The 25462-nt window shown below is 73.5% G+C and carries 22 protein-coding genes; 11 read left to right on the top strand and 11 right to left on the bottom strand.

Annotation, left to right across the window (positions count from 1 at the left end; translation table 11 throughout):
- Window positions 1-40: 40 nt before the first annotated feature.
- Window positions 41-793 (bottom strand): anti-sigma factor, encoded by a 753-nt coding sequence (locus tag OHA99_RS01445; RefSeq protein WP_366471602.1) that lies wholly within the window; start codon window positions 791-793, stop codon window positions 41-43.
- The gene (locus OHA99_RS01440; protein WP_007442114.1) at window positions 793-1377 is read right to left on the bottom strand and encodes a sigma-70 family RNA polymerase sigma factor; all 585 of its coding nucleotides are present in this window, start codon (window positions 1375-1377) and stop codon (window positions 793-795) included. The genes OHA99_RS01445 and OHA99_RS01440 overlap by 1 nt, the downstream gene beginning before the upstream one ends.
- Window positions 1378-1693: 316 nt before the next feature.
- Between OHA99_RS01440 and OHA99_RS01435 the strand changes: the two genes are divergently transcribed.
- The 7 genes from OHA99_RS01435 (at window position 1694) to OHA99_RS01405 (ending at window position 10288) form a co-directional block, all read left to right on the top strand.
- Window positions 1694-2206, top strand: a complete 513-nt coding sequence (locus tag OHA99_RS01435) for a GNAT family N-acetyltransferase (protein WP_405693571.1) — start codon at window positions 1694-1696, stop codon at window positions 2204-2206.
- Between the two features lie 241 nt (window positions 2207-2447).
- On the top strand, window positions 2448-3470 hold the full coding sequence (locus OHA99_RS01430) for a LacI family DNA-binding transcriptional regulator (protein WP_165683671.1): 1023 nt from the start codon (window positions 2448-2450) through the stop codon (window positions 3468-3470).
- A 48-nt stretch (window positions 3471-3518) separates the two neighbouring features.
- Window positions 3519-5117, top strand: coding sequence for an FAD-dependent oxidoreductase (locus OHA99_RS01425; protein WP_153176332.1), 1599 nt, complete (start codon window positions 3519-3521; stop codon window positions 5115-5117).
- Window positions 5118-5218: 101 nt separating this feature from the next.
- Window positions 5219-7348 carry a hydantoinase/oxoprolinase family protein gene (locus OHA99_RS01420; protein ID WP_153176331.1) on the top strand — a complete coding sequence of 710 codons (2130 nt, stop codon included), beginning with the start codon at window positions 5219-5221 and terminating at the stop codon, window positions 7346-7348.
- On the top strand, window positions 7345-7959 hold the full coding sequence (locus tag OHA99_RS01415) for a hypothetical protein (protein WP_405693568.1): 615 nt from the start codon (window positions 7345-7347) through the stop codon (window positions 7957-7959). The genes OHA99_RS01420 and OHA99_RS01415 overlap by 4 nt, the downstream gene beginning before the upstream one ends.
- Before the next feature lie 3 nt (window positions 7960-7962).
- Window positions 7963-9243, top strand: coding sequence for a TRAP transporter large permease subunit (locus OHA99_RS01410; protein WP_153176329.1), 1281 nt, complete (start codon window positions 7963-7965; stop codon window positions 9241-9243).
- Window positions 9244-9283: 40 nt separating this feature from the next.
- Window positions 9284-10288 carry a twin-arginine translocation signal domain-containing protein gene (locus OHA99_RS01405; protein WP_153176328.1) on the top strand — a complete coding sequence of 335 codons (1005 nt, stop codon included), beginning with the start codon at window positions 9284-9286 and terminating at the stop codon, window positions 10286-10288.
- 72 nt (window positions 10289-10360) lie between these two features.
- Here the strand turns inward: OHA99_RS01405 and OHA99_RS01400 are convergent, their stop codons facing one another.
- The 3 genes from OHA99_RS01400 to OHA99_RS01390 all read right to left on the bottom strand — a co-directional run bounded on the left by OHA99_RS01400 (window position 10361) and on the right by OHA99_RS01390 (window position 13343).
- The gene (locus OHA99_RS01400) at window positions 10361-11977 is read right to left on the bottom strand and encodes an MDR family MFS transporter (RefSeq protein WP_153176327.1); all 1617 of its coding nucleotides are present in this window, start codon (window positions 11975-11977) and stop codon (window positions 10361-10363) included.
- A 50-nt stretch (window positions 11978-12027) separates the two neighbouring features.
- Complete coding sequence (locus OHA99_RS01395; RefSeq protein WP_153176326.1) at window positions 12028-12669, bottom strand: TetR/AcrR family transcriptional regulator; 642 nt, start codon at window positions 12667-12669, stop codon at window positions 12028-12030.
- A gap of 80 nt (window positions 12670-12749) precedes the next feature.
- Window positions 12750-13343, bottom strand: a complete 594-nt coding sequence (locus OHA99_RS01390) for a rhodanese-like domain-containing protein (RefSeq protein ID WP_153176325.1) — start codon at window positions 13341-13343, stop codon at window positions 12750-12752.
- 99 nt (window positions 13344-13442) lie between these two features.
- Between OHA99_RS01390 and OHA99_RS01385 the strand changes: the two genes are divergently transcribed.
- Window positions 13443-13721, top strand: a complete 279-nt coding sequence (locus tag OHA99_RS01385) for a metal-sensitive transcriptional regulator (RefSeq protein ID WP_003978241.1) — start codon at window positions 13443-13445, stop codon at window positions 13719-13721.
- A 38-nt stretch (window positions 13722-13759) separates the two neighbouring features.
- Here OHA99_RS01385 and OHA99_RS01380 read toward each other — a convergent pair whose 3' ends face one another.
- Window positions 13760-14503 (bottom strand): sulfite exporter TauE/SafE family protein, encoded by a 744-nt coding sequence (locus tag OHA99_RS01380; RefSeq protein ID WP_153176324.1) that lies wholly within the window; start codon window positions 14501-14503, stop codon window positions 13760-13762.
- Window positions 14500-15882, bottom strand: a complete 1383-nt coding sequence (locus OHA99_RS01375) for a rhodanese-like domain-containing protein (protein WP_153176323.1) — start codon at window positions 15880-15882, stop codon at window positions 14500-14502. Before OHA99_RS01375 ends, OHA99_RS01380 begins: the two co-directional genes overlap by 4 nt.
- A gap of 417 nt (window positions 15883-16299) precedes the next feature.
- On the opposite strand from OHA99_RS01375, the gene OHA99_RS01370 reads away from it, so the two are divergent.
- Window positions 16300-18690, top strand: a complete 2391-nt coding sequence (locus OHA99_RS01370; protein WP_405693565.1) for a phosphoketolase — start codon at window positions 16300-16302, stop codon at window positions 18688-18690.
- Window positions 18687-21062: a glycoside hydrolase family 65 protein gene (locus tag OHA99_RS01365; RefSeq protein ID WP_153176321.1), complete on the top strand. Its 2376-nt coding sequence runs from the start codon at window positions 18687-18689 to the stop codon at window positions 21060-21062. The genes OHA99_RS01370 and OHA99_RS01365 overlap by 4 nt, the downstream gene beginning before the upstream one ends.
- 21 nt (window positions 21063-21083) lie before the next feature.
- Here the strand turns inward: OHA99_RS01365 and OHA99_RS01360 are convergent, their stop codons facing one another.
- Window positions 21084-21542: a hypothetical protein gene (locus OHA99_RS01360; RefSeq protein ID WP_153176320.1), complete on the bottom strand. Its 459-nt coding sequence runs from the start codon at window positions 21540-21542 to the stop codon at window positions 21084-21086.
- Window positions 21543-21825: 283 nt separating this feature from the next.
- On the opposite strand from OHA99_RS01360, the gene OHA99_RS01355 reads away from it, so the two are divergent.
- The gene (locus OHA99_RS01355) at window positions 21826-22110 is read left to right on the top strand and encodes a hypothetical protein (RefSeq protein ID WP_153176319.1); all 285 of its coding nucleotides are present in this window, start codon (window positions 21826-21828) and stop codon (window positions 22108-22110) included.
- Window positions 22111-22184: 74 nt separating this feature from the next.
- Here OHA99_RS01355 and OHA99_RS01350 read toward each other — a convergent pair whose 3' ends face one another.
- The 3 genes from OHA99_RS01350 to OHA99_RS01340 form a co-directional block, all read right to left on the bottom strand.
- Entirely contained in the window at window positions 22185-23447 is a 1263-nt protein-coding gene (locus OHA99_RS01350) for an arginine deiminase (RefSeq protein WP_405693562.1), read from the bottom strand.
- A gap of 120 nt (window positions 23448-23567) precedes the next feature.
- Complete coding sequence (locus tag OHA99_RS01345) at window positions 23568-24431, bottom strand: DMT family transporter (RefSeq protein ID WP_405693560.1); 864 nt, start codon at window positions 24429-24431, stop codon at window positions 23568-23570.
- 76 nt (window positions 24432-24507) lie between these two features.
- Window positions 24508-25365: a hypothetical protein gene (locus OHA99_RS01340; protein ID WP_405693558.1), complete on the bottom strand. Its 858-nt coding sequence runs from the start codon at window positions 25363-25365 to the stop codon at window positions 24508-24510.
- Window positions 25366-25462: the final 97 nt, after the last annotated feature.

Raw genomic sequence — 25462 nt, 5'->3', positions numbered from 1 at the left:
CTCCGCCCATGAGGGGTGAGGGCCGCGGCCCTCACCCCCGTCAGGCCGGCACGTTCAGCAGCGCGATCGGGTCCGAGGTCGGCTGCTTCGACCCGCCGGCCGGCTCGACCGTGATGCCCACGCCCGCCGCACCGTCGACGGGGCCCTCCATCAGCACCGCCTGACTGGTGCTCCCCGGGTCCATCAGGCCCGCCGGGCGCATCGTGCCGTGGTCGTCGAACCACAGCTGGTACACCTTGCCGCTCGGCGGCTCGGCCATGCCCGAGGCGAGGAAGACCGCCCGGTCCTGGCGTGCGGAGACGACCAGCGTCCCGCTCGCCCCGTCGGCCAGCCGCGCCGTACGGGACTCGGCGTCCGGTGCGGCCAGCACCCCGGCGAGGGCCTCGGCCCGCTGCTCGGCCCGCGCGGCCCGCTCCCCGGCGTCCTGCGCGCGTTCGTGCTGCCACGCCGCCGTACCGCCGAGGCCCGCCGCGGCGGCGAGGCAGGCGGCCAGCGCCCAGCGGGCCGGACCGCCCCCGCGCGGCACGGCACGCCGCGCCTTCTCCACGGTGCCGCCGCCCGGCGGGACCTGGCGCACGGTGGTGATGCGGTGCAGTACCCGGTCCTTGAGCACCGGTCCGGGCACGACCGTCGCGGCCAGCCCCAGCCGGGCCGTCGCGGCGGCGAACTCACGGGTCTCCTGCGCGCAGGTGGCGCAGCCCGCGAGATGGCGCTCGAAGGCGTCCCGCTCGTCGTCGGGCAGGGCGTGCAAGGCGTAGGCGCCCGTCAAACTGTGCAGGTCCTCGGTGCGCATCACGCGCTCACCCCCAGGCAGTCACGGAGCCGGATGAGACCGTCGCGCAGTCGCGTCTTGACCGTGCCGAGCGGCAGCGCGAGTGCCTCGGCGACCTGCCGGTAGGTCAGGCCGCGGTAGTAGGCGAGGGTCACGGACTGGCGCTGGATGTCGGTGAGGGTGCGCAGACAGCGCCGCACCTGCTCCCGCTCCAGCCGGGTCTCGACCTGCTCGGTCACCTCGTCGTACTCCGGCGTCCGGTCGAGCAGGGCCGCCTTGTGGTCACGGGCCGCGGCGGCCTCCACCGACCGCACCCGGTCCACGGCCCGCCGGTGGGCCAGGGTCAGGATCCAGTTGACCACCGTGCCGCGCTCCGGCCGGTAGCGGGGCGCCGTGCGCCACACCTCCACCAGCACCTCCTGCGCGACCTCCTCCGACTGCGCCTGGTCGCGCAGCACCGCCCGGGCGACCCCGAGCACGGACCCGGCCACCGCGTCGTACACGGCGGCGAAGGAGTCCTGATCGCCCAGGGCCACCTCACGGATCAGCTGCTGCAGATCGGGTTGGGACGATGGATTTCTGCCGATGTGTACGGCTTCCTTCACGACGGTTGCTCCAAAAGAATGTGCGACGGGCGGGGATCTCCCCGCGTAATCCGGGGCCGAGCGGTCCGCGGATTGGTCCCGCGCTCCGGAGAGCCGCGGTGACCTCGCCCGACGCACACCTTCCCACGACGCAGGCGGTGTACAGTGGGCGCCGTCCGCGTTCGACGGAGCTCCATGGGAGCGGAGGAAAGGGAGGTGAGGTTGATGACCGTGTTCAACGCTGCCCTTCGCGGCGCCCGGATCTCCCTCGCGTCCCGAGCGGCGGCCTGACCCCGCCTCCCACGAACGCAGACCAGAAACGGATCCCAGACCCGTCATGACCCTTTCCTGGAACACCCGCGCCGAGACCGGCGCCGACGTCTCCGCCATCCGCGACATCGTCCGGGCCGCCTTCCCCACCCCGGAGGAGGCCGCCCTCGTCGACGCGCTGCGCGCCGACGCCGGGGCGTGGATCGAGGGCCTGTCCCTCGTCGCGGTGGACGACGCCGACCTCCCGGTCGGCCACGCCCTGCTGACCCGCTGCCACATCGGGGACAGCCCGGCGCTGTGCCTGGCACCCGTCGCCGTCCGGCCCGAGCACCAGAACAGCGGTGCCGGAACGGCCGCCGTCCGGGCCGGGCTCCTCGCGGCCGCACGCCTCGGCGAGCACCACGTCGTCGTCCTCGGACACCCGGAGTACTACCCGCGCTTCGGCTTCGGCCGGGCCTCCGCCCACGGCATCGGGCTGACCATCGACGTCCCGGACGAGGCCGTGATGGCCCTCACCCTGGACGCCGCCCACCCGCTGCCCGCGGGCACCGTCCGGTACGCGGCACCGTTCGGCATCTGATCCGGCACTCCGTGGGCGGCGGGAGCCTCTCCCGCCGCCCACGGGCGTTTTCCTCCGCGCAACCCCTTGACCCGACGTCCTCGGTCCTTCACATTACTGGTTAATGCGCATGAGGTAATGCGCATTAACAGCGTCGGCGCGACGGAGGGAAGCAGGGGTGGCGAAGGAAGCCGCAGGACGGGCGAGGCCGGGGAGGGCCCCCGCGCCGGCCGGTCGGCGGGCCCGGCCGAGGCAGGCGGAGGTGGCCAGGCTCGCCGGTGTCTCACAGGCGACGGTGTCCCTGGTGCTCTCCGGGCGCGACCTCGCGACGGGGCGGCCGATCTCGGCCGAGACCCGCGCCAAGGTCCTGGACGCCGCCCACAGCCTCGGGTACGTCCCCGACCCGGCGGCCAGCCGCCTCGCCGCGGCCCGAAACAACCTGCTCGGCGTCTTCAGCTTCACCGCCACCTTCCCGACCGACGTGCGGCACTCCTACTACCCCTTCCTCGTCGGAGTGGAGCAGGAGGCCGCCGCCCAGGGCTACGACCTGGTGCTGTTCACCGGGTCGAGCACCGGGGGAGCGGGTGCGGGCGGAGCCGGCGCCCTCCACCGCGTACGGCTGGCGGACGGCTGCCTCTTCCTGGGCCGCCACGCACCCGCCGACGAACTGCGCCGACTGGTGGCCGACGACTTCCCGGTCGTCCACGTCGGCCGGCGCGACGAGCCGGAGGGCCTCGCCTGGGTCGGTGCCGACTACGTCAGTGCCAGCCGCGAGGTCGTCACCGCACTCGCCGCGCTCGGCCACCGCCGTGTCCTGCTCGTCCGCGAGGACGACGACGCGCCCGCCTCCACCGACCGTGAACGCGGCTTTCTGGACGGGCTCGGGGCGAGCGGCCTGCCCGCCGGGCCCCAGGCGGTCTTCCGCTCCGGCGACCCGCGCCGCGACCTCACCGCCGAGCGGGTCCGCGCCTGGGTGGCCGACGGCGTCACCGCCTTCGTCGCGGAGGAGACCGACACCGGCGCCGCCTGGCGGGCGCTGCGCGCCGCCGTCGACGCGGCCGGTCTGGACTGCCCCGGCCAGGTGTCCCTCGCACTGCTCGGCAGCCCGCCCGCCGACCTCGCCGACGGACCGGCGCCGATGGGCTTCGACATCCCGCGCCCCACGCTCGGCGCCGAAGCGGTACGACTGCTCGCTGCCCGTATCGCGGGCGGTCCCGCCGAGGGCACCCTCGTCGCCTGCGCCTTCAGACCCGGCGCGACCGCGGGGCCACCGCCCGCCCCCTGAACCGACCGCACCCCACAGCACCGACCGCACCACCTAAGGAGCAGCAGCGTGATACCGGAACCCGACATCCTCGTCGTCGGCGGCGGCCTGGGCGGCGTCGCCGCGGCCCTCGCCGCCTGCCGGGCCGGCCGCAGTGTCGTCCTGACCGAGGAGACGGACTGGATCGGCGGCCAGCTCACCAGCCAGGCCGTACCGCCCGACGAACACCCGTGGGTCGAACAGTTCGGCACCACCGCCACCTACCGGCGCCTGCGCGAGGGCATCCGCCAGTACTACCGCCAGTGGTACCCCCTGCGCGCCGAGGCCGCCGCCCTCACCGACCTCAACCCCGGCGCGGGCCGGGTCAGCAAGCTCTGCCACGAGCCGCGCGTCGCCCTCGCCGTCCTGGAGGGCATGCTCGCCCCGCACCGCGCCGCCGGACGGCTCACGGTCCTCACCGAGCACCGTCCGGTGGCCGCCGAGGCCGACAACGATGTCGTACGCGCCGTCACCCTGGAGGACCTCCGCGACGGCACCCGACGCACCGTCCCCGCCCGCTACGTCCTGGACGCCACCGAAACCGGCGAACTGCTCCACCTCGCCGGCGTCGAGCACGTCAACGGCGCCGAGTCCCGCGCCGAGTTCGACGAACCCCACGCACCCGACCAGGCACAGCCGGGCAACCAGCAGGGCATCACCGTCTGCTTCGCCCTCTCCCACCACGAGGGCGAGGACCACACCATCGACCGCCCCGCCGACTACGACTTCTGGCGCGACTACAAGCCCGACTTCTGGCCGGGACCGCTGCTCGGCTTCGAGGCCCCCGACCCGCGCACCCTGGAACCGGTGCCGCGCACCTTCGAACCCAACCCCGACCTCGACCCGCTCGCCGTCAGCGCCGACCAGAGCGCGGACGCGGGCGACAAGGAGCTGTGGGGCTTCCGCCGCATCCTCGCCCGCAAGCTGCACACCGACGGCGCCTTCGACTCCGACATCACCCTCGTCAACTGGCCGCTCAACGACTACTGGCTGAAGCCCTACATCGGCCAGGAGGCCGAAGCCCTGCGCGAGGCACGGCAGTTGTCCCTGTCGGTGCTGTACTGGCTCCAGACCGAGGCGCCCCGCACCGACGGCGGCACCGGCTTCCCCGGGCTGCGCCCGCGCCCCGACGTGACGGGCACCGCCGACGGCCTCGCCAAGGCGGCCTACGTCCGCGAGTCCCGCCGGATCAAGGCCGTCACCACCGTCACCGAGCACGACGTCTCCATCGACCTGCTCGGCCCCTACGGCCGCACCCGCCACCGCGACTCCGTGGGCGTCGGCAACTACCGCATCGACCTGCACCCCTCCACCGGCGGCGACGGCTACGTCGACATCGGCTCCGTGCCCTTCGAGATCCCGCTCGGCGCGCTCGTCCCGCGCCGGGTGCGCAACCTGCTGCCGGCCGGCAAGAACCTCGGCACCACCCACATCACCAACGGCTGCTACCGCCTGCACCCGGTGGAGTGGAACGTCGGCGAGGTCGCCGGAGCCCTCGCCGCGCACTGCCTCGCCGAGGACGTCGAGCCGCACCAGGTGCAGTCCGAGGACAAGCGGTTCGAGGAGTTCGCCAGGGTGCTCGACCGCGACGGCGTACAGCGTCACTGGCCCGACGTCAGGGGCTACTGAACGACTCCGCGCGCCAGGCGAGTTCGGGCGGGGCAGCACCACCTGCCCCGCCCGGTGACCGCCCGCGTGCGGACCGACCCAGCACAAGGAGGTGCCCGGACATGACCACCCACCGCATCCGCGTCGGCATCGACGTGGGCGGAACCTTCACCGACGCCGTGGCGGTCGACGCCACGACGCTCCGGCTCGTGGGCCAGGTGAAGGTCCCCACGAGCCACCATCACGAGGACGGTGTCGCGCACGGCATCGTCGAGGCGCTCGACCGGCTGCTGACGCAGACCGGACACGCACCCGCCGACGTGGCCTTCCTGGCACACGGCACGACCCAGGCTACCAACGCCCTGCTGGAGGGCGACGTCGCCACCGTCGGCCTGCTCGGCATCGGCACCGGCGGTGGCACGTACTTCACCCGCCGGCTCGCCACCCTCGCCAAGCTCGAACTCACCCCCGGCAAACGGCTTCCGCTGCACTACGCGCACGTGCCCGACCCCGAGGACGCCCCCGCCGTACGGGCCGCCGTCGAACAGCTCACGGCGGCGGGCGCCCAGGCCCTGGTCGCCAGCGAGCCCTTCGGCGTCGACCGGCCCGAGGGCGAGGAGGCGGTCGCCGACGCGGCCCGCACCACCGGCCTGCCGACCACCGCCGCGCACGAGATCACCTCCCTGTACGGGCTGCGCAAGCGCACCCGCACCGCCGTCGTCAACGCGGCGATCCTGCCGCGCATGCTGGCCACCGCCGACCTCGTCGACGCCTCCATCACCAAGGCGGGCGTCACCGCGCCGCTGATGGTGATGCGCTGCGACGGGGGCGTCATGTCCCTGGACGAGATGCGCCGCAGACCCCTGCTGACCGTGCTGTCCGGACCGGCCGCCGGTGTCGCCGGCGCGCTCATGCAGGAACGCGTCAGCGAGGGCGTGTTCCTGGAGACCGGCGGCACCTCCACCGACATCAGCGTCGTCAAGCGCGGCAAGGTCGCGGTGCGGCACGCCGTGCTGCTCGGCCGGACCTCCTATCTCAACGCCCTGGACGTTCGCACCGTCGGCGTCGGCGGCGGCTCCATGGTGCGGGTCTCCGGCGGCCGGGTCACCGGCACCGGACCGCGCAGCGCGCACATCGCCGGGCTGCCGTACGCCTGTTACGCCGACCCGGCCGACCTGCGGGACGCGAAGCTGACCACTGTCAGCCCGCTGCCCGGCGACCCCGCCGACTACGCCGTCCTCGACGCGGCCGGCGGCCGGTTCGCCCTCACCATGACCTGCGCCGCCAACGCGCTCGGCCGGGTCCCCGAGGGCGACTTCGCCCACGCCGACCCGGACACCGCCCGCGCCGCGCTGGCCCCGCTCGCCGCCGCCCTCGGCACCGACGTGGACACCGCGGCCGCCCGGCTCCTGGACGCGGGCACCGACCAGGTGAAGTCCGTCGTGGACGACCTGGTACGCGAGTACCGCCTCGACACCGACACCGCCGTCCTGGTCGGCGGGGGCGGCGGCGCGGCCTCCGTCACCCCGCACCTGGCCGCCCGCACCGACATGACCGGCCGCATCGCCCGGCACAGCGAGGTCATCAGCCCCATCGGCGTCGCCCTCGCCCTGGTCCGAGAACAGGTCGAACGGATCGTGCCGGGCGCCACCCAGGAGCAGATCCTCGCCGTCCGCGCCGAGGCCGAGCGCGCCGTGGTCGAACAGGGCGCCGCCGCCGACGGCGTCGAGGTCGAGGTCACCGTCGACCCGCAGACCAACGTCGTACGCGCCGTCGCCACCGGCGCCACCGAACTGCGCACCCAGGACCGGGCCCACCGCACCGACGACGCCGAGCGCCTGCGACTGGCCGCCACCAGTCTGAAAACCGACCCGTCGAAGGTGCACGTCCTCGCGGGCACCCCCGCCCACACCGTGTACGGCACCGACGTCCACCGCCGTTTCCGGCCGGTCCGCCACCCGGTGCGGGTCGTCGACGCGGACGGGGTCGTGCGCCACCACGCCCCCGACGCCCGGGTCGAGGCGACCACCGTCGCCGCCGCCCCCGAGGTGCTGGCCAAGCTGGTCGCCGAGCACACCTCCTACGGCGACGGAGGCGTCCGAGCCCCCGCCGTACGGCTGCTGCTCGGCTCCCGCATCGCCGACCTCTCCGGCGTCCTGGACCCGGAGCCGCTGCTCGCCCTCGCCCGCAGCGAACTGCGCTCGCGTGCCGCCGACGAACCGGTGGTCGCCGTACTGGAGGTGCGCGAATGACCGTCAGGAACGCCCCCGCGCGGGCGGACCTCGCCGCCACCGACGACATCGGCTGGGCCGTACGGCTGCTGGCCGCCACCCCGACCCACGAGCACCGCGACCCGGAGCTGCTGCGCCGGTGGGCGCGGGCGGCCGACGCGTTCGGCGCCGCGCTCGCGCCCGTCGGCTGCGAGGCGAGGGTCGTGGAGCGCGACGGCGGTCTGGAGCTGGGGCTGCTCGCCCGCTACACCTCCAGACCGCCCACGGTGGAGCTCTTCACCGACACCCTCGCGCTCGCCGAACGGGTCGTCGACGCCCGGGGCTGGCGCGACTGGTATCCGCCCGGTTCCGTACGGGCGGCCGCGCTCGCCCACGAGGCGGTGCACGTCCACCTCCACCACGGCCCCGCGAAGGCCGCCCTCAAGCACGCCCTGGGCCACAGTGCCCTGCGCCTGGGCCGGCTGCGCGTACCCGGCCACGTCGCCGGCGCCGAAGAAGTGGCCGCCCACGCCTACGCCCGTACCGTCTGCGGACTCGGGCGCAGCCCCCTGCTGCTGACCGCCGCCCTGGCCGCCGAGGTCGAGGGCACGCCCACCCCACCACCCGCACGTGACGCAAGAAGAGAGAACTGACCCATGGGTGTCGTCATCCTCCTCGTCATGGCGGCCGGCGTCGCCGCGATGCTCACCCGCAAGCTCCCCACCGCGTTCGCGCTGGTGCTGCTGGCCGTGGTCATCGCCTTCCTCTCCGGCGCGCCCCTGACCGGCGAGAACAGCGTCCTGGACACGGTGCTCCAGGAGGGCGCCCCGGCGCTCGCGGCGACGATGGTCGCCATCATCCTCGGCTCCTGGCTCGGCAAACTGCTCGACGAGACCGGCATCGCCGGCACCCTCGTCCGCAAGATCGTCGAGTTCGGCGGCGACCGGCCCACCGTCGTCGCCCTCGGCGTCCTCGCCGTCTCGGCGCTCGTCGGCACCGTCACCGGCTCCGCGCCGGCCGCGATGCTGGCCGGGATCATCGGCATCCCCGCGATGGTCGCGGTCGGCGTACCCAAGGTGACCGCCGCGGGCACGGTGCTGATGGGCATCGCGGTCGGCGTCCCCTTCGAACTGCCCGTCTGGCAGTTCTTCTCCACCGCCCTCGACCTGCCCGTCGACACCGTCCGCGGCTTCATGGTGAAGCTCTTCCCGTTCGCCCTGGTCGCCGCCGTCGCCTACGTCGTCATCGAGAACCGGCGGCGCGGCACCGAGCACGCCTGGTCGCTCAAGTCGGTCTCCGCCCGCCCGTCCTCGCGCCGCGAACGCCTCGGCGACGCACCCTGGTACGCGCTGCTCGCCCCGGTGATCCCGCTCGTCCTGGCCCTCGGCCTGGACGTGGCCATCATCCCCTCGATGCTGGCCGGTGTGCTCTACGCGCTGGTCACCACCACCCGGCCCGGCGAGATGAACAAGCGCCTGCTGCGCACCCTGTACGGCGGCTTCGAGGTGGCCGCGCCACCGCTCGCCCTGTTCGTGGCGATCGGCATCCTGCTCGCGGCCGTCAAACTCCCCGGCGCGGTGGACGCGCTGGAGCCGCTGATGAAGGCGGTCAGCCCGCAGAACCCGGTGCTGTTCGTCGTCGTCTTCACCGTGCTGGTGCCACTGTGCCTGTACCGCGGCCCGCTCAACGTGTTCGGGCTCGGCGCGGGCATCGCGGGCGTCCTCATCGCCACCGGCATCTACCCGGCCGTCGCCGTCCTCGGCATGGCCACCTCGTACAACCAGGTCTTCGGCGTCGCCGACCCGACCAGCACGCAGACCGTGTGGGCCGCGCAGTACGCGGGCGTCAGCCCGCAGCAGGTCATGGTCCGCACCCTGCCCTACGTGTGGCTGGTCGCCCTGGGCGGCATGTGCGTCACCGCCGCCCTGTACCTGTGACACATCCGCACGTGTTACATCCCCTCACCCAGGAGACGACATGCACGAGCCGCACCTCGACCGCCGTCTGTTCCTGAAGGGCACGGCCGCCACCGGCGCCGCCCTCGCGCTCGGCGCCACCGCCGTGCCCACCGCCTCCGCAGCGCCCGGCGGATTCCCCGACTACACCTACGTCCGCACCCTGCTCACCCCGTCCCAACTCGCCTACAACCCCACCGGCGAGATCATCTTCCCGACCGTCCGCGGCGTCTACGACCGGCTGCCCGCGAGCGGCCGGCTCGGCCGCTACTACCTCTACTACGCCCCGCACGATGCCCCCGGCGGCATCTGCCTGGCCTACGGCGACTCGCTGGAGGGCCCCTTCACGGAGTACCCGCACAACCCGATCGTCTCCAACAAGTGGTCGCCGCACTACTCCGTCAGCCACGTCTCCTCGCCGCACGTGATGTGGCACGCGGGGCGGAAGGAGATGTGGCTGTACTTCCACGGCGAGAACACCACGACCCGGCTCGCCCGCTCCGCCGACGGCATCCACTTCACCTACGACAAGGTCGTGCTGACCACCTCGATGCTGCCCTCCGGCACCACCGAGACCTCCTACGCGCGGGTCTTCCCGCACGAACTGCCCTCGCGCGGCGCCCACTACGTCATGGTCTTCATGGTCAACAACACGACCAACCACCGTGACATCGGCTGGGGATGGTCCGCCGACGGCCGCTCCTGGACGTTCGCCCAGGAGCCCCTGGTGCGCCACGGCGACGTCGGCGCGGTCAACGTGGGCGGCCCGCACCTGCTGCACCGGAACGACAGCACGTACGTCGTCTACAACAAGGACAAGGAGAGCGGCGGCGACCTGATGATCACCGAGGTCGGCAACGACTTCTCGCTCCGCAGGCACCTCGGCGTCTTCTACGACTCCCGCGGCTCCGCACCGGAGAACGGCCGCGCGGCGGCGCCGAGTTTCGGCACCGACCACGGGGTCCCGTACATGATCTACGAGGCGGGGGAGCGGCTGGCCGGATCGATAGCGATGGCCCGGGGCTGACGGGCGCCCGACGCGACAAAGGGGCCGCCCCGTCCGGATCGGACGGGCGGCCCCACCGCGGTCGGGTGCCTGCTAGGCGACGGGCGCCGCCGGGTCCTTGTCGACCGGTGCGGCCGGGCCCTCGCCGGACTCCTCGGCCAGACGCTCCATGCCGCTGGTGGTCTTCAGCGGCTTCTCCTTGATGAAGACGACGGCGACCAGCGCCAGCACCGCGAACGGCGTGGCGATCAGGAACAGGTCGGCCGTGGCGACCGCGTAGGCGTGCTCGACGATCGTCCGCATCGGGGCGGGCAGCGTGGACATGTCCGGGACGCTGCTCCCGCCGGAGCCCTCTCCACCCGGCACGGTGATGCCCGCGTCGCTCAGTCCCTTGGTCGTCTCACTGGCGACCCGGTTGGCGAGGATCGCGCCGAGGACGCTGACGCCGATGGTGCCGCCCATGCTGCGGAAGAACGACAGCACGGAGGTCGCGGCGCCCAGGTCGGCGGCCGGCACGTCGTTCTGGGCGGCCAGCACCAGGTTCTGCATCAGCATGCCGACGCCGACGCCCAGGATCGCCATGTAGAGGCTGAGCAGGCCGAAGTCGGTCTTCGCGTCGATCGTGGCCAGCAGCGCCAGGCCGACGGCCATGATCACCGCGCCCGCCACCAGGTACCGCTTCCACTTGCCGGTCCGGCTGATCACCTGTCCGGCGACGGTGGAGGACACCAGCAGGCCGAGGATCATCGGCAGGCTCATCAGGCCCGCGACGGTCGGCGACTTGCCCAGGGAGATCTGGAAGTACTGCGAGAGGAAGACGGTCCCGCCGAACATGGCGACACCGACCAGGAGGCTGGCGACGGTGGTGAGGGTGACCGTGCGGTTGCGGAAGATGCCGAGCGGGATGACCGGCTCGTCGGTGCGGGCCTCGACGAACACCGCCGCGACCAGCAGCAGGACGCCGCCGACCGTGAGGGCACCCGTCTGCCAGGAGGCCCAGTCGAACTCGTTGCCGGCCAGCGACACCCAGATGAGCAGCGCGCAGACACCGGCGACGATCAGGAAGGCGCCGAGCCAGTCGATGCGCGCCTCGCGCTTCACGGTGGGCAGGCGCAGGGTGCGCTGGAGCAGGGCGATGGCGAGCAGCGCGAACGGCACGCCGATGAAGAAGCACCAGCGCCAGCCCAGCCACGAGGTGTCCACCAGGACACCGCCGACCAGCGGTCCGGCCACGGTGCCCACCGCGAAGACGGCGCCGAAGATACCGGCGTACTTGCCCAGCTGGCGGGGCGGGATGACGGAGGCCATCACGACCTGCGCGAGCGCGGTCAGACCGCCCGCGCCGATGCCCTGCACGACCCGGCTGAAGATCAGCAGCCCGACCCCGTGCGAGAAGCCGGCCAGCAGCGAGCCGACCACGAACATGCTCAGCGACAGCTGGAGCAGCAGCTTCTTGTTGAAGAGGTCGGAGAGCTTGCCCCACAGGGGCACCGTCGCGGTCATCGCGAGCAGCTCGGAGGTGACGACCCACGTGTAGGAGGACTGGCTGGCGCCCAGGTCGGCGATGATCGTGGGCAGCGCGTTGGCCACGACGGTGCCGGCCAGGATCGCGACGAACATGCCGGCCATCAGGCCCGACATCGCCTGGAGTATCTGCCGGTGGTTCATGGAGGTGGGCGGCGCGTCGGCAGGCGCCTGTGCAGCGGTCACGGCTTCTCTTTCGGTGGTGGTCCTGTGGGGTCGCGAGCCCGGCGCGGAGGCTACGCGGAGGGTGCCGGGAGTCCGGCGGCGAGGAGGGTGAAGACCTCGTGGAAGACGTCGAGGAAGGCGGCTTCCTCCTGGTGGGCGGACCAGTGGTCCACGCTGGTGCGCACCGCGGCGCCCGCCACCGCGGCCAGCAGCCGCGGGTAGAGCCCCGACCCGTCCCCGCCCGTGTCGCCGTCCCCGCGCAGGCGCAGGGCGATGGCGTCGGCCAAGTCCGCCTCGGCCGCCATGTGGGCCCCGACGCCGCGCGCCAGGAGATGCGGCGAGGCATGCAGGACCTCGGCGTGCAGCCGCCACAGCTCGTGCTGCTGTTCCGCCTCGGCCAGCTCCGCCGCCATGGCCTCGCGCAGGGCTGCCAGCGGGGAGAGTCCGGCGGGTGCTTCCAGGACGGCGCGCCGCATGCGTGCGCCCGCGTCCGCGTCGATGACCACGAAGGCGTCGTCGCGGCTGTCGAAGTAGTTGAAGAAGGTGCGAACGGACACCCCGGCCGTGGCGCTGATCGCCTCGACGGTGACCTTCTCCGCCCCGTGCTCGGCGGCGAGACGCACCGCGGCCTCGGCCAGAGCGGCACGTGTGGCCCGCTTCTTCCGCTCCCGCAGACCGCCCCCCGCGGCACCCTTCTCCGACATAAGTTGCATGGTATGCAAAGATGCACGACATGCAAAATTGGCGGGCGCCGACCCCGGAAGGGATCGGCGCCCGCCGTCGTCGGTGCGGCTCAGGCGGCCAGCCGGGCCAGCGTCTCCTTGAAGGAGGCGACGTCCCCGGTGGGCCGGTTGTGGGGCAGCCGGGCCAGTGCCGCGGCCATGCCGCAGGTGTTGGTCACCCCGGAGAACACCAGTCCCGCGCCTATCGCGCCGGACAGCCAGTGGGCGGGCCGCCAGAAGCGTCCGGCCACGAAGCCGGCGGCGACGAGCGACCCGGCGGCGAGGCGCACCTGCCGGTCCATGGGCCACGGCGTACGCGCCCCGGCCGGACGCTCGACGGGGTGACCGGCCGCCGCCCAGGCGCTCGTGCCGCCCTCGAGGGTCGCCGCCGCGACGTCCCCCGCCGCGAGTTGCGCGCAGCCCTTGGCGGACCGGTTCCCGGAGGCGCACACGAGCAGCAGCGGCCCGCGGGCGGCGGCCGTCGCCAGGGCGCCGGCGGCCTCGTCGAGGCGCTCCAGCGGAACGTTGTGGGCGCCGGGCAGGTGGCCGCCGGAGTACTCGCCGGGGGAGCGGACGTCGACGACGGTGAACTCGGCCAGGCGGGCCGCCGCCTGCCCGGTGGTCAGTGTGGTGGGTGAGGTGGCGGGTGCTGCGGGGGTGTTCACGGAGCGAGACCTTTCTCGTTGTTCGTCCCCCCGCGCGGTAGGATACCCGCGGGGGTATGTGGGGTTCGGTGAGGTATCGGGTGGAGGAGAGGGAGAAGCGTGGAGCTCGACATGTCGGCCGACGAACTGAAGTCGGCGCTGAACCGGCTGCGGCGCGCCCAGGGGCAGCTCGCGGGAGTCATCCGGATGATCGAGGAGGGCCGGGACTGCGAGGACGTGGTCACGCAGCTCGCCGCCGTCTCCCGGGCCCTGGACCGGGCCGGGTTCTCGATCATCGCCACGGGGCTGCAGCAGTGCATGACCAGTGACGACCCGGAGGTCCGGGACTCGGCGCAGATGCGGGCCCGGCTGGAGAAGCTCTTCCTCTCCCTGGCCTGACGCCGGCAGGCGGGCCGGGCGGTGGGCGGGTCGGCGGGTCACAGTACCGCCGTCGCGCCCATCGCCACGGCCACGGCGAGCAGCACGGCACCGAAGACGCGCCGCAGCGTCCCCGGGGAGACCTTCGCGGCCAGCCGTCTGCCGTCCCACGCGCCGAGGACCGCGGCCGCCAGGAACGGCAGGAGCAGCGTGAGGTCCAGGTGTACCGAGGAGTACGCCCGGGCGGCGAGGGCCACCAGCGCGTTCGCCCCGACCACCAGCAGGCTCGTGCCCACCGCCGCGCTCATCGGCACCGCGAGGACGGTCACGAGCGCCGGCACCGCGAGGAAGCCGCCGCCGACCCCGAGGAAGCCGGTCACCGCGCCGAGGCCGGCCCCGGCCCCGGCCGCGCGCGCACCCGACACGGTGCCCTTCTCGCGGGGTGTGCGCCGGCCCAGCATGTGCAGGCCGGCCAGCGCGGCCAGCGCCGCGAACAGCAGCGTCAGCACCGTCTCCGGGACCCGTGCCGACAGGGCTCCGGCCCCGGCGGCGGGCAGCACACCCGCCGCCGCGAACAACAGCCCGGCCCGCCACCGCACGGCCCCTGCCCTGGCGTGCGCCAGCAGCGCGGTCACCGACGTGACGATCACGACGACGAGGCTCGCGGTGGTCGCCGCCGTCGGGGTGAAGCCGAGCAGGTAGATGAGCGCGGGCACGGTGAGGATGCTGCCGCCCGCCCCCAGCGCGCCCAGGGACACGCCGGCCGCGGCGCCGGCGAACAGCGCGAGGATCAGCGGCGTCATGCGGCGGCGTCGTCCGAGGGCGTCACGAGCGGGAGACCGGCCTCGGCCGCCGCGGCGAAACCGTCGTCGACCGCGACCACCTCCCGGTCGGCGGCGTCCAGCACGGAGGCGGCGACCGCCGCGCGCATCCCGCCCGCGCAGTGCACCCACACCGTGCCCGGCGGCACCTCGTCCAGGCGACGGTGGATCTCGTGGACGGGCAGATGCACGCTGCCTCCGACCCACCCCTGGGCGCGTTCGGCGTCCCGGCGCACGTCCACGACCACCACGTCCTCGTCGCGCCGCCGCGCCGCGGCCAGCTCGGCGAAGGTGGCACGGCGGAACGAGGCCGGCCGGTCCCCGTCCGCGACCCAGTCGGCCGGAGAGCCCACCGCCGCCGCGGCCGGCCGGTCGATGCCCACCCGGGCCAGTTCGCGCTGGGCGCGGGCCAGGTCGTCGGCGCTGTGCGCGAGCAGCGTCACCGGCCTGCCCCACGGGACCATCCAGGCCAGATACGTCGCGAGCTGACCGTCGACCTCGAAGTTGAGCGACCCGGCGACATGACCGGCGGCGAAGGCCACCCGGGAGCGCAGGTCCACGACCCACTCGCCGGCGGCGAGACGCCGGGCTATGTCGTCCGCGTCGGCGCGCCGGGGTTCGGTGAGGTCCAGCGGGGCGGGGCCGTCGGCGTTCACCGGCGCCATGTGCGCGTAGTACGCCGGCACGTCGTCCAGCCCGGCCAGCAGCTCCCGTACGAACGTCTCCACGTCCTGGACGAGCGCCGGGTTGGCGGCCTTCTCGGCGCCGATGGTGCTGTGCTCGCCGCCGGAGGCCGAGGAGGAGCAGAAGCTGCCGAAGCCGTGCGTGGGCAGCACGCTCACGCCGTCCTCGAGCTGCCCCGCGAGACGGTGCGCGGAGGCGTGCTGTGCGCGGGCCAGCTCCTCGGTGAGCCGCGGCTCCACGAGGTCGGGCCGCCCCACGGTGCCGATCAGCAGCGAACCACCCGTGAAGGCGGCCACGGCCCGCCCCGCCTCCTGGAGGACGTACGAGGTGTGGTGCGGGGTGTGACCCGGTGTGGCCACCGCCCGCAGCTCCAGCCCCGCGTCGACCGGCTCCACGTCGCCGTCGGCCACCGCCACCCGCGCGTACGCCACCTCGGCCCCGGCCGGCACCAGATAGCGCGCGCCGGTGAGGCGGGCCAGCTCCAGGCCGCCGGTGACGTAGTCGTTGTGGACGTGGGTCTCGGCGACGGCGGTGATCCGCACCCCGCGCCGGGCGGCCGCGGCGACGACGCGGTCGATGTCCCGCGGCGGGTCCACGACCACGGCCGAGCCGGGGCCGCCCGCCAGGTAGCTGCGGTTGCCCAGGCCCTCGGTCTCCAGGACGTCGACAAAGAACACGGCACGCTCTCCTTCCGTTTCCGGATTACCCCCTGGGGTATCTCTCTCGGCCACCGTAACAGATATACCCAGGGGGGTATTCTCGGGTGCTCGCGGGGCACGTCACGGGCCCACCGCGCCGCCGCCCCGGAGCCCTGCCGCGAATTCGGGACAACTCCTGTGTGTGACAGAGAAGTTGGGGTACCCGGTGGGTCGGCACGGTCGACACCGGGGTCGGCGCCGGTGACGGCCGTGCTGCTCTCGTCACGCACTGCCGCCCACCGCACCGCGCCAGCGGCCCTCCGTGACCCGTTCGGAACACCACGTGACCCGAACGGCCCTCTCGGGTACCCGCCCGGTCGGCGCAGGGTTGGGATGTGCACGGGCACCCCGTGCCCGCGCGCCCCGACCGGCTGTCCCGACACGGAAGGACCACCGATGTCCGTCGACACGCAGCAGGCGCCCACCGAACTCACCGACGAGGAGCTCGCCGGCCTGGACGCCCACTGGCGCGCCGCGAACTACCTCTCCGTCGGCCAGATCTACCTCATGGCCAACCCCCTGCTGGCCGAACCCCTGCGCGCCGAGCACGTCAAGCCGCGCCTGCTCGGCCACTGGGGGACCTCACCCGGCCTCAACCTGGTCCACACCCACCTCAACCGGGTGATCAAGGCCCGCGACCTCGACGCCCTGTGCGTCTGGGGCCCCGGCCACGGCGGGCCCGCCGTGCTCGCCAACGCGTGGCTGGAGGGCTCGTACACCGAGACCTACCCGGACATCACCCGGGACGCGGCCGGCATGGCCCGGCTGTTCAAGCAGTTCTCCTTCCCCGGCGGCGTACCGAGCCACGTCGCGCCCGAGACGCCGGGCTCCATCCACGAGGGCGGCGAACTGGGGTACGCCCTCTCGCACGCCTACGGCGCCGCCTTCGACCACCCGGACCTGGTGGTCGCCTGCGTGATCGGCGACGGCGAGGCGGAGACCGGCCCGCTGGCCACGTCCTGGCACTCCAACAAGTTCCTCGACCCCGTGCACGACGGCGCCGTCCTGCCGATCCTGCACCTCAACGGCTACAAGATCGCCAACCCGACGGTGCTCGCCCGCCTCCCCGAGACCGAGCTGGACGAACTCCTGCGCGGCTACGGCCACGACCCGATCCACGTCACCGGCGACGAACCCGCCGCCGTCCACCGCGCGACCGCCCGCGCCATGGACACCGCCCTCGACCGCATCGCCGCGATCCAGCGCGCCGCCCGCGAGGAGGGGGCCACCGGCCGCCCCCGCTGGCCCATGATCGTCCTGCGCACCCCGAAGGGCTGGACCGGCCCCGCCGAGGTCGACGGACTGCCCGTGGAGAACACCTGGCGCGCCCATCAGGTGCCCCTGTCCGCCGTACGCACCAACCCGGAGCACCTCGCGCAGCTGGAGCAGTGGCTGCGCTCCTACCGCCCCGAGGAGCTGTTCGACGACGCCGGGGCGCCGCGGCCCGCCGTCCTCGCCGCCGTCCCGGAGGGACCCCGCCGCCTCGGCGCCACCCCGTACGCCAACGGCGGCCTCCTCCTGCGCGAGCTGCCCGTGCCCCCGCTGGAGAAGTACGCCGTGCCCGTCGAGGAACCCGGCGCGCGCATGCACGAACCCACCCGCGTCCTCGGCGACCTGCTCCGGGACGTCATGGACGCCACCGCGGACCGGCGCGACTTCCGCCTCGTCGGCCCCGACGAGACCGCCTCCAACCGCCTCCAGGCCGTCTACGCCGCCAGCGGCAAGGCCTGGCAGGAGCGGACGCTGCCCGTCGACGAGGACCTGGACCGGCACGGCCGCGTGATGGAGATCCTGTCCGAACACACCTGCCAGGGCTGGCTGGAGGGCTACCTCCTCACCGGCCGGCACGGACTGTTCTCCTGCTACGAGGCCTTCGTCCACATCGTCGACTCGATGGTCAACCAGCACGTCAAATGGCTGCGCGTCACGCGACGCCTGCCCTGGCGCGCGCCGATCGCCTCCCTCAACTACCTGCTCACCTCCCACGTGTGGCGCCAGGACCACAACGGCTTCTCCCACCAGGACCCCGGCTTCGTCGACCACATCCTCAACAAGAGCCCCGAAGCCGTACGGGTCTACCTGCCGCCGGACGCCAACACCCTGCTCTCCGTCGCCGACCACGCGCTGCGCAGCCGCGACTACGTCAACGTGATCGTGGCCGGCAAACAGCCCTGCTTCGACTGGCTGACCATGGACCAGGCCAAGGCGCACTGCGCGCGCGGCGCCGGCGTCTGGGACTGGGCCGGCACCGAGGACGGCAGCCGCGAACCCGACGTGGTCCTCGCCTGCGCCGGCGACGTACCGACCCAGGAGATCCTGGCCGCCGCCCAGCTGATCCGCCGGCACCTGCCCGAACTCGCCGTGCGCGTCGTCAACGTCGTCGACATCGCCCGCCTGCTGCCCAGCGGGGAACACCCGCACGGCATGAGCGACTTCGAGTACGACGGCCTGTTCACCGCCGACAAGCCGGTGATCTTCGCCTACCACGGCTACCCCTGGCTGATCCACCGGCTCGCCTACCGGCGCACCGGCCACGCCCACCTGCACGTGCGCGGCTACAAGGAGATCGGGACCACCACCACGCCGTTCGACATGGTGGTCGGCAACGACCTGGACCGCTACCGCCTCGTCATGGATGTCATCGACCGCGTGCCCGGCCTCGCCGTGCGCGCGGCGGCCCTGCGGCAGCGGATGGAGGACGTCCGGCAGCGGCACCACGACTGGATCCGCGAACACGGCGTGGACCTGCCCGAGGTCGCCGACTGGACCTGGGAGGGGTCGCGGTGACCGCGACCCCGTCGACCTGGGACTACGACCACTACGACGCCGCCGAGGAGCGGCTGCGCGAGTCCCTGTGCACCCTCGGCAACGGCTACTTCGCCACCCGCGGCGCGCTGCCCGAGTGCGCCGCGGACGACACGCACTACCCGGGCACCTACGTGGCCGGCTGCTACAACCGGCTCACCTCCACCGTCGCGGGGCGCGAGGTCGAGAACGAGGACATGGTCAACCTCCCGAACTGGCTGCCGCTGCGCTTCAGGACCACCGGGGGCGACTGGCTCACGCCGGACACCGCCGAGGTGCTCGACCACCGCCAGACCGTGCACCTGGACTCGGGCGTCCTGGAACGGCTCACCCGCTTCGGCCTCGACGGGGAGCGCGTGCTCTCCGTGCGCCAGCTGCGGCTGGTGCACATGGCCGATCCCCACCTCGCCGCCCTGCGCACGGAGTTCACCGCCGAGGGCGGCCCGGTCGACCTGGAGGTGGAGGCCGCTCTCGACGGCGGTGTCACCAACTCCGGGGTGCCGCGCTACCGGGACCTCGACGGCCACCACCTCACGCACGTGCACACCGGAAGCGCCGACGACGACACGGTGTGGCTGCGCTGCCGGACCCGCACCTCCGACACCCGGATCGGCATGGCCGCCCGCACCACCGCCGGCGCGCCGGTCACCGCCGCGCGCGAGCACCTGTGCGTCACGCAGCGCGCCGCCCTGCGTGCCGAACCGGGCCGCACCGCCGTCGTCGACAAGGTCGTCGCCCTGCACACCTCGCGCGACCCGGCGATCAGCGACCCGCTCCAGGCCGCCGTCGACCGGGTGGCCGAAGCCCCCGGCTTCGACGACCTGCTGGTCAGCCACCGCACCGCCTGGGGACAGCTGTGGCGCCGGGCCGAACTGGAGGTCCCCGGCGAGGCGGGCAGCATCCTGCGCCTGCACCTCTTCCACGTGCTCCAGACCCTCTCCCCGCACACCGCCGACCTCGATGTCGGCGTACCGGCGCGCGGACTGCACGGGGAGGCCTATCGCGGCCACGTCTTCTGGGACGAGCTGTTCGTCCTGCCCTACCTGAACCTGCACTTCCCCGAGGTGTCCCGCGCCCTGCTCCACTACCGGCACCGCCGCCTGGAGAGGGCCCGCACCGCCGCCCGCGCGATGGGGAGGCGGGGCGCGCTCTACCCCTGGCAGAGCGGCAGCGACGGCCGCGAGGAGACCCAGCAACTGCACCTCAACCCGCGCTCGGGCCGCTGGCTCCCCGACCACTCGCACCTTCAGCACCACGTGGGCTCCGCCATCGCGTACAACGTGTGGCAGTACTGCGAGGCCAGCGGCGACGCCGAGTTCCTGCACACCAAGGGCGCCGAGATGCTGCTGCAGATCGCGCGCTTCTGGGCCGACTCCGCCACCTGGGACGAACGCCTGGGGCGGCACCGCATCCGGGGCGTGGTCGGCCCCGACGAGTACCACGAGGCCTACCCCGGCGCCGACCGGCCGGGCCTCGACGACAACGCGTACACCAACGTCACCGCCGCCTGGGTCCTGTCCCGCACCCTGGAGGTCCTCGACGGCCTGCCCGAACCCCGCCGCCGCGAACTCGTCGAGCGCACCGCCCTGGACGACACGGAACTGGAACAGTGGGACAGCGTCTCCCGCACCCTCCACGTGCCCTTCCACGAGGGCGTCGTCAGCCAGTTCGAGGGATACGGCGAACTCGCCGAACTCGACTGGGCGGGCTACCGCGAGCGGTACGGCGACATCCGGCGCCTGGACCGCGTCCTGGAGGCCGAGAACGACAGCGTCAACAACTACCAGGCGTCCAAGCAGGCCGACGTCCTGATGCTGGGCTACCTGTTCTCCCCGGCCGAACTCCGCTCCCTCTTCGGACGCCTGGGACACCGCCTGGACGAGGCGACCTGGCAGCGCACCGTCGACCACTACCTGGCCCGCACCAGTCACGGCTCCACCCTCAGCGGACTCGTCCACGGCTGGATCCTGGCCCGCGCCCGCCGCGCCGAGGCCTGGGCCTACTTCCAGGAGGCGCTCAAGGGGGACGTCGCCGACCTCCAGGGCGGCACCACCGGCGAGGGCATCCACCTCGGTGCCATGGCGGGCACCCTCGACCTGGTCCAGCGCGGCCTGACCGGCCTGGAGACCCGCGCGGGCGCGCTGTGGCTGGACCCGGTGCCCCTGCCGGAGCTGTCCTCGTACGGGTTCTCCGTGCGCTACCAGGGCCACTGGGGCGTGCGGTTCCGGCTGGAGCACGGCCGGCTGGAGATCGCCGTGCCCGCGGCCGGACCGCTGCCGATCGACGTCCGGCTGCCGGACCGCGAGGTGCGTCTCCAGCCGGGGGACACCTGCCGGCTGGTGCTGCCGGACTGACCTGTCCCGCCCGTCAGCCCGTCAGCCGGGCAGGGGGTAGGTCACCGTGCGCGGCGACCCGTCCGGCCTGCCGTCGGTGTAGGTGAGGGTGATCCGGGTGAAGTGGCGCTCGCCCGTCCCCTGCTCCCCGCCCGTCGGCATGTCGAGCCGCACGGTCACCGGGTACGAGTGGAACGCGCCCGCGGCGCAGTAGGGGTCGCAGTCGTTGACGGCGTTGGTGCCCCGGCCCACCGCGGCCTGCGGGTCCCAGCGGAACCAGCGCAGGGAGACCAGGCGGCTGTTGCCGTCCCCGCAGGCGAGGATGTACGAATCCGGCCCGATCTGCGGCTGCCCGGAGCAGTCGACCAGCACCGGATCCTGCGTCTGCTGGGTCCGCGCCGCCGGCTGCGCCGACGGTGCGGCGGAGGCCGTGCCCAGGGGTACTGCCAGCGCGGCGGCGGCACAGAGTGTGACCGCTGCCCTCATCGGGTTCCTGCCCATGTCTGCTCCCGGCCGTCTCGGGGTCGCTTGTCTCCGCTTCCCGTTTTCCCCGTTCGACCGTACGGCCGAGTTCGTGAACGCACCACTCGTACGGCGCAGCGGCCGGGGCCGCGGGGCCGTCGGCCTGGGCGTCCGCCCGTCCGGACGGTTCGTGCGACAAGACGCCGATTGCATCCGCCGTGTGGTCCTCGCGGCCGTCCGCAACCGAGGTCGGCGTCGCGGTGTCTCATCCCGTCAAGAACGGTGACCCGACCGAGTGACCCCTCAAGTGGAGGACCGCGGTATGCACACGACGACTGCTCCGACCGCCGCCGCCCCGACGCGCCCGCGCGCCTGCGACACCCGGGGCGACTTCCTGCTCCAGCCGCCCGACCCCGCCGAGCGCGTGCCCTGCCGCGTCGACCCCGTGGACCTGCGCCGTCTCGACCTGCTCGCCCTGCTGACCGCCGCGGGCATCGCGCCGTCCGCGGGGGACCGGGCCGCCATCGAACAGCTCAGCGTGCTCCCCGGCAGCGTGCACACGGCGCTGCACCGGTGGCTGGAGCAGGCGTACGGGTTCTGCCGCTGAGACCGCTGAGACCGCTGAGACCGCTGAGACCGCTGAGGCCGCTGAGACCGCTGAGGCCGCCCGGGCCGCCGGGGTCAGAAGTCCACGGGGTCCCGCACCAGGGGACACGTCATGCAGTGCCCGCCACCGCGCCCCCGGCCCAGTTCCGCGCCCACGACGGTGACGACCTCCACCCGGGCCTCGCGCAGCAGCGCGTTGGTCAGGGTGTTGCGGTCGTAGGTGAACACCACTCCCGGTTCCACCGCGAGGGCGTTGTTGCCGCTGTCCCACTGCTGGCGCTCGGAGGCGTAGGCGTCGCCGCCGGTCTCCACCACCCGCAGCTTCGGCTGCCCGAGGGCCTTGGCGACGACATCGACGAAGGGCGTCGTCCCCTCGTCGATCACGTCGAAGCCGGGAGCCCGGTCGCCCGGCCGCAGCGAGAAGGTGCGCACCGCGTCCATGATGCGCGGGTAGAGGGTCACCACGTCGCGGTCGGCGAAGGTGAAGACCGTGTCCAGGTGCATGGCGGACCGCAGTTTCGGCATCCCGGCGACGACGACGTGCTCGGCGGCGCCGTTGCGGAACAGGGCGGCGGCGACCTGGGTGACGGCCTGCCGCGAGGTGCGCTCGCTCATGCCCATGAGGACCACCCCGTTGCCCACCGGCATGACGTCACCGCCCTCGAGGGTGGCCTGGCCCCAGTCCCGCTCGGGGTCGCCCCACCACACCGTCGAGCCCCTGAAGTCGGGGTGGAAGGTGTAGATCGCTTTCATCAGCAGCGTCTCGTCGTGCCGCGCGGACCAGTACAGCGTATTGAGGGTGAGCCCGCCGTACAGCCAGCTGGTGGTGTCCCGCGGGTACAGGGTGTTGGGCAGCGGCGGCATCAGGTACTCGCGGGCGCCGGTGGCCTCGCGGGCCAGTGCGAGGTGCGGGGACCGGAAGTCCTCGGGCAGGTCACCGGTGGCGAGCCCGCCGACCAGGTACTCGGCGAGTTCCCGCGGCGACAGCGACTCCAGGTAGGCCCGGGTCGCGTCGATGAGGCCGGTGCCGACCTGGTTGGCGACGATCTTCCGGTCCAGGAGCCACGCCTTGGCCTCCGGGATCGCCATGATCTGCGCCAGCAGGTCGTGCAGCTCCACCACCTCCACCCCGCGCCGGCGCAGTTCGCCGACGAAGGCGGCGTGGTCGCGCTGGGCGTTCTCCACCCACATGACGTCGTCGAAGAGCAACTCGTCGGAGTTGGTGGGGGTCAGTCTCCGGTGCGCGAGGCCGGGAGAACACACCAGGACCCTGCGCAGCCTGCCGACCTCGGAATGGACGCCGAGCGCGGGCATCGCGGCGCTCATGTTGCTGGTCACACGGCCTCCTTGAAGGATGGTGCCCACTGTGCACCAAGAGGTCGCCGCGGGCATCCCGGTCACCCGCGCGGGCGGGGCACGGGGCGCGAGCGGCGAACGGCGTCGTGACGAGGGCGTACGTCACTGGGCGGTGCGCAGGTCCGCGCCGCGCCGGGCCAGGCTGAGGACCCCCACGACGACGAGGGCCACCCCGAGCAGTTGCGGCACGACCCACCAGTCGCCGCGTACGTCCTCCCGGTACAGGACCACGCCGAGCAGGAGACTCACCGTCGCGTCGCCCAGTGTGAGCGCGGGCTGCGAGGCGACCAGCGGACCGCCCTGCATGGCGTGCTCCAGCAGGAGCACGGCGCACACCCCGGCCGCGGCGAAGCCGTAGGTCTGCCAGGCGGTGAGGAAGCCGACGACGCCGTCGGCGTCCAGGACGCGCATGGAGTCCTTCATCAGTGCCGCCGTCAGCGCGTAGCACACCGCGGTGGCCGCGCCGAGGCACCCGGCGCGGGCCTTGCCGACGGGCCGTTTCAGACCCGCCGCCGCCAGCAGTACGGCCGCCCCGGCGCAGGCCGCCAGCGCCGGGGCCCAGCGGTCCAGGGGCACGTCGGCCTTCCCGCCGTCCGGCGCGGCCGAGGCCAGCGCGACACCGAGCCCCACGACCACCCCGCCCACGGCGAGCCACATGGCCTCCGGCATCCGGTTGCCGGTCAGCAGCGAGGCCAGCAGCAGGGCCAGCGGAAGCTCCAGCACGAAGAGGGGCTGTACGAGTGACAGCGGCCCCGTCGCCAGGGCCACCGCCTGCCCGACACCGGCCACCACCACCGCCAGCATGCCGCCGAGCCACACGGGCCGCCGCAGCAGATCGAGGACGAGCCCGGGGCGGAACCCCTGGGACTGCGGCACGCTCAGCGCGGCGCGTCGCTGGAGCACGGTGGCCAGCGCGTTGCTGAACGCGGCGAGGAGTGCGAAGAGCACCGGCAGGACAACACCCATCCACCGATACTCACCCCGTTCCCACCCGGCCGCGCGTCGCGTGCAGCCGGGGTGTGCCGGAGTGTGCCGGGGTCGCTCAGCCGCCGTTCCGCGCGGACGGGGCCTCCGAGGCGGGGTCCTGCTTCTGCGCGGACTGCTTCTGCGCGGACGCGGACGGCGACGCCGGGGCGGACGCGTCGGTGGCGGTGTAGTAGACCGAGGTGCCCTGCTTGGTGCGCTGGGCCTGGTTCCTGGCGACGAGTCCCTCGAGCGTGGTGCGCACGACCGTCGTCTTGACGGTGCGTCCGGCGTGGGCCTCGCCCAGCGCCGTGGCGACCTCGGCGGCGGAACGCGGTTCCCGCTGTCCGGCGAGGTGCTCGCGCACCAGCTCCACCAGCGTGGGCTGCGCGGTGGCCCGGGCCGGTGCCTTCTTCGCCGCGGACTTCCCGGCGGGCTTGGCCGCCGACTTGCCGGCCGGCTTGGTGGTCGTCTTCGCGGGTGCCTCGGTGGTCGTCTTCGCGGGTGCTTCGGTGGCCGTCCTGGCCGCGGCCGTGGTGGTCGACCTGGTGGCCTTCTTCGTGGCCGGCTTCGAGGCCGGCTTGGCACCCGGCTTCGCGGCGGCGGCGCGCTTGGGCGCGGTACCGGCCTTCTTGCTCCGCGTCCGCCTGCCCGGGGCCGGCTTCGGGGCGGTGCCGTCACGCGGTGCCGGCACGGTGGCCGCCTCGGCCGCGGGCTCCGGCGCCGAAGCCTGCGGCGGCGACGTGATACCGAGTGCCTGCTGCATGTTCACCAGCAGGGCGTGGTCGTGCTGGAGCGCGGCCAGTTGCTGCTGGAGAGCCGCGATCTCCGTGCTGACACGTTCCTGCTCCTTGATGTTGCGCTCCAGGTCGTCGGTCACCTGGACGCTGTACTGCGAGGCCAGTTCCGTGGCGGACTGCATCGTGCTCTCGGACATGGTGTTGACTCTCCTTGGTTCACGGCCGTGAAGGCTGACGCACAGCCCCGGTTGGTGCCCTGTTCACTGCCGAGTCGGTATACCACGTATGGTCGCC

It is taken from the genome of Streptomyces coelicoflavus, from assembly GCF_045041415.1.
GTDB lineage: Bacteria > Actinomycetota > Actinomycetes > Streptomycetales > Streptomycetaceae > Streptomyces > Streptomyces coelicoflavus.
This window is presented reverse-complemented; position numbering and strand designations above follow the sequence as displayed.

Bases quoted from the DNA above. Each gene is read 5' to 3' on its own strand.
- OHA99_RS01395 (WP_153176326.1), bottom strand. From the start codon at position 12,669: ATGCAACTTATGTCGGAGAAGGGTGCCGCGGGGGGCGGTCTGCGGGAG.
- OHA99_RS01370 (WP_405693565.1), top strand. From the start codon at position 16,300: ATGTCCGTCGACACGCAGCAGGCGCCCACCGAACTCACCGACGAGGAG.
- OHA99_RS01355 (WP_153176319.1), top strand. From the start codon at position 21,826: ATGCACACGACGACTGCTCCGACCGCCGCCGCCCCGACGCGCCCGCGC.
- OHA99_RS01360 (WP_153176320.1), bottom strand. From the start codon at position 21,542: ATGGGCAGGAACCCGATGAGGGCAGCGGTCACACTCTGTGCCGCCGCC.
- OHA99_RS01340 (WP_405693558.1), bottom strand. From the start codon at position 25,365: ATGTCCGAGAGCACGATGCAGTCCGCCACGGAACTGGCCTCGCAGTAC.
- OHA99_RS01380 (WP_153176324.1), bottom strand. From the start codon at position 14,503: ATGACGCCGCTGATCCTCGCGCTGTTCGCCGGCGCCGCGGCCGGCGTG.
- OHA99_RS01345 (WP_405693560.1), bottom strand. From the start codon at position 24,431: ATGGGTGTTGTCCTGCCGGTGCTCTTCGCACTCCTCGCCGCGTTCAGC.
- OHA99_RS01410 (WP_153176329.1), top strand. From the start codon at position 7,963: ATGGGTGTCGTCATCCTCCTCGTCATGGCGGCCGGCGTCGCCGCGATG.
- OHA99_RS01415 (WP_405693568.1), top strand. From the start codon at position 7,345: ATGACCGTCAGGAACGCCCCCGCGCGGGCGGACCTCGCCGCCACCGAC.
- OHA99_RS01445 (WP_366471602.1), bottom strand. From the start codon at position 793: ATGCGCACCGAGGACCTGCACAGTTTGACGGGCGCCTACGCCTTGCAC.
- OHA99_RS01435 (WP_405693571.1), top strand. From the start codon at position 1,694: ATGACCCTTTCCTGGAACACCCGCGCCGAGACCGGCGCCGACGTCTCC.
- OHA99_RS01420 (WP_153176331.1), top strand. From the start codon at position 5,219: ATGACCACCCACCGCATCCGCGTCGGCATCGACGTGGGCGGAACCTTC.
- OHA99_RS01405 (WP_153176328.1), top strand. From the start codon at position 9,284: ATGCACGAGCCGCACCTCGACCGCCGTCTGTTCCTGAAGGGCACGGCC.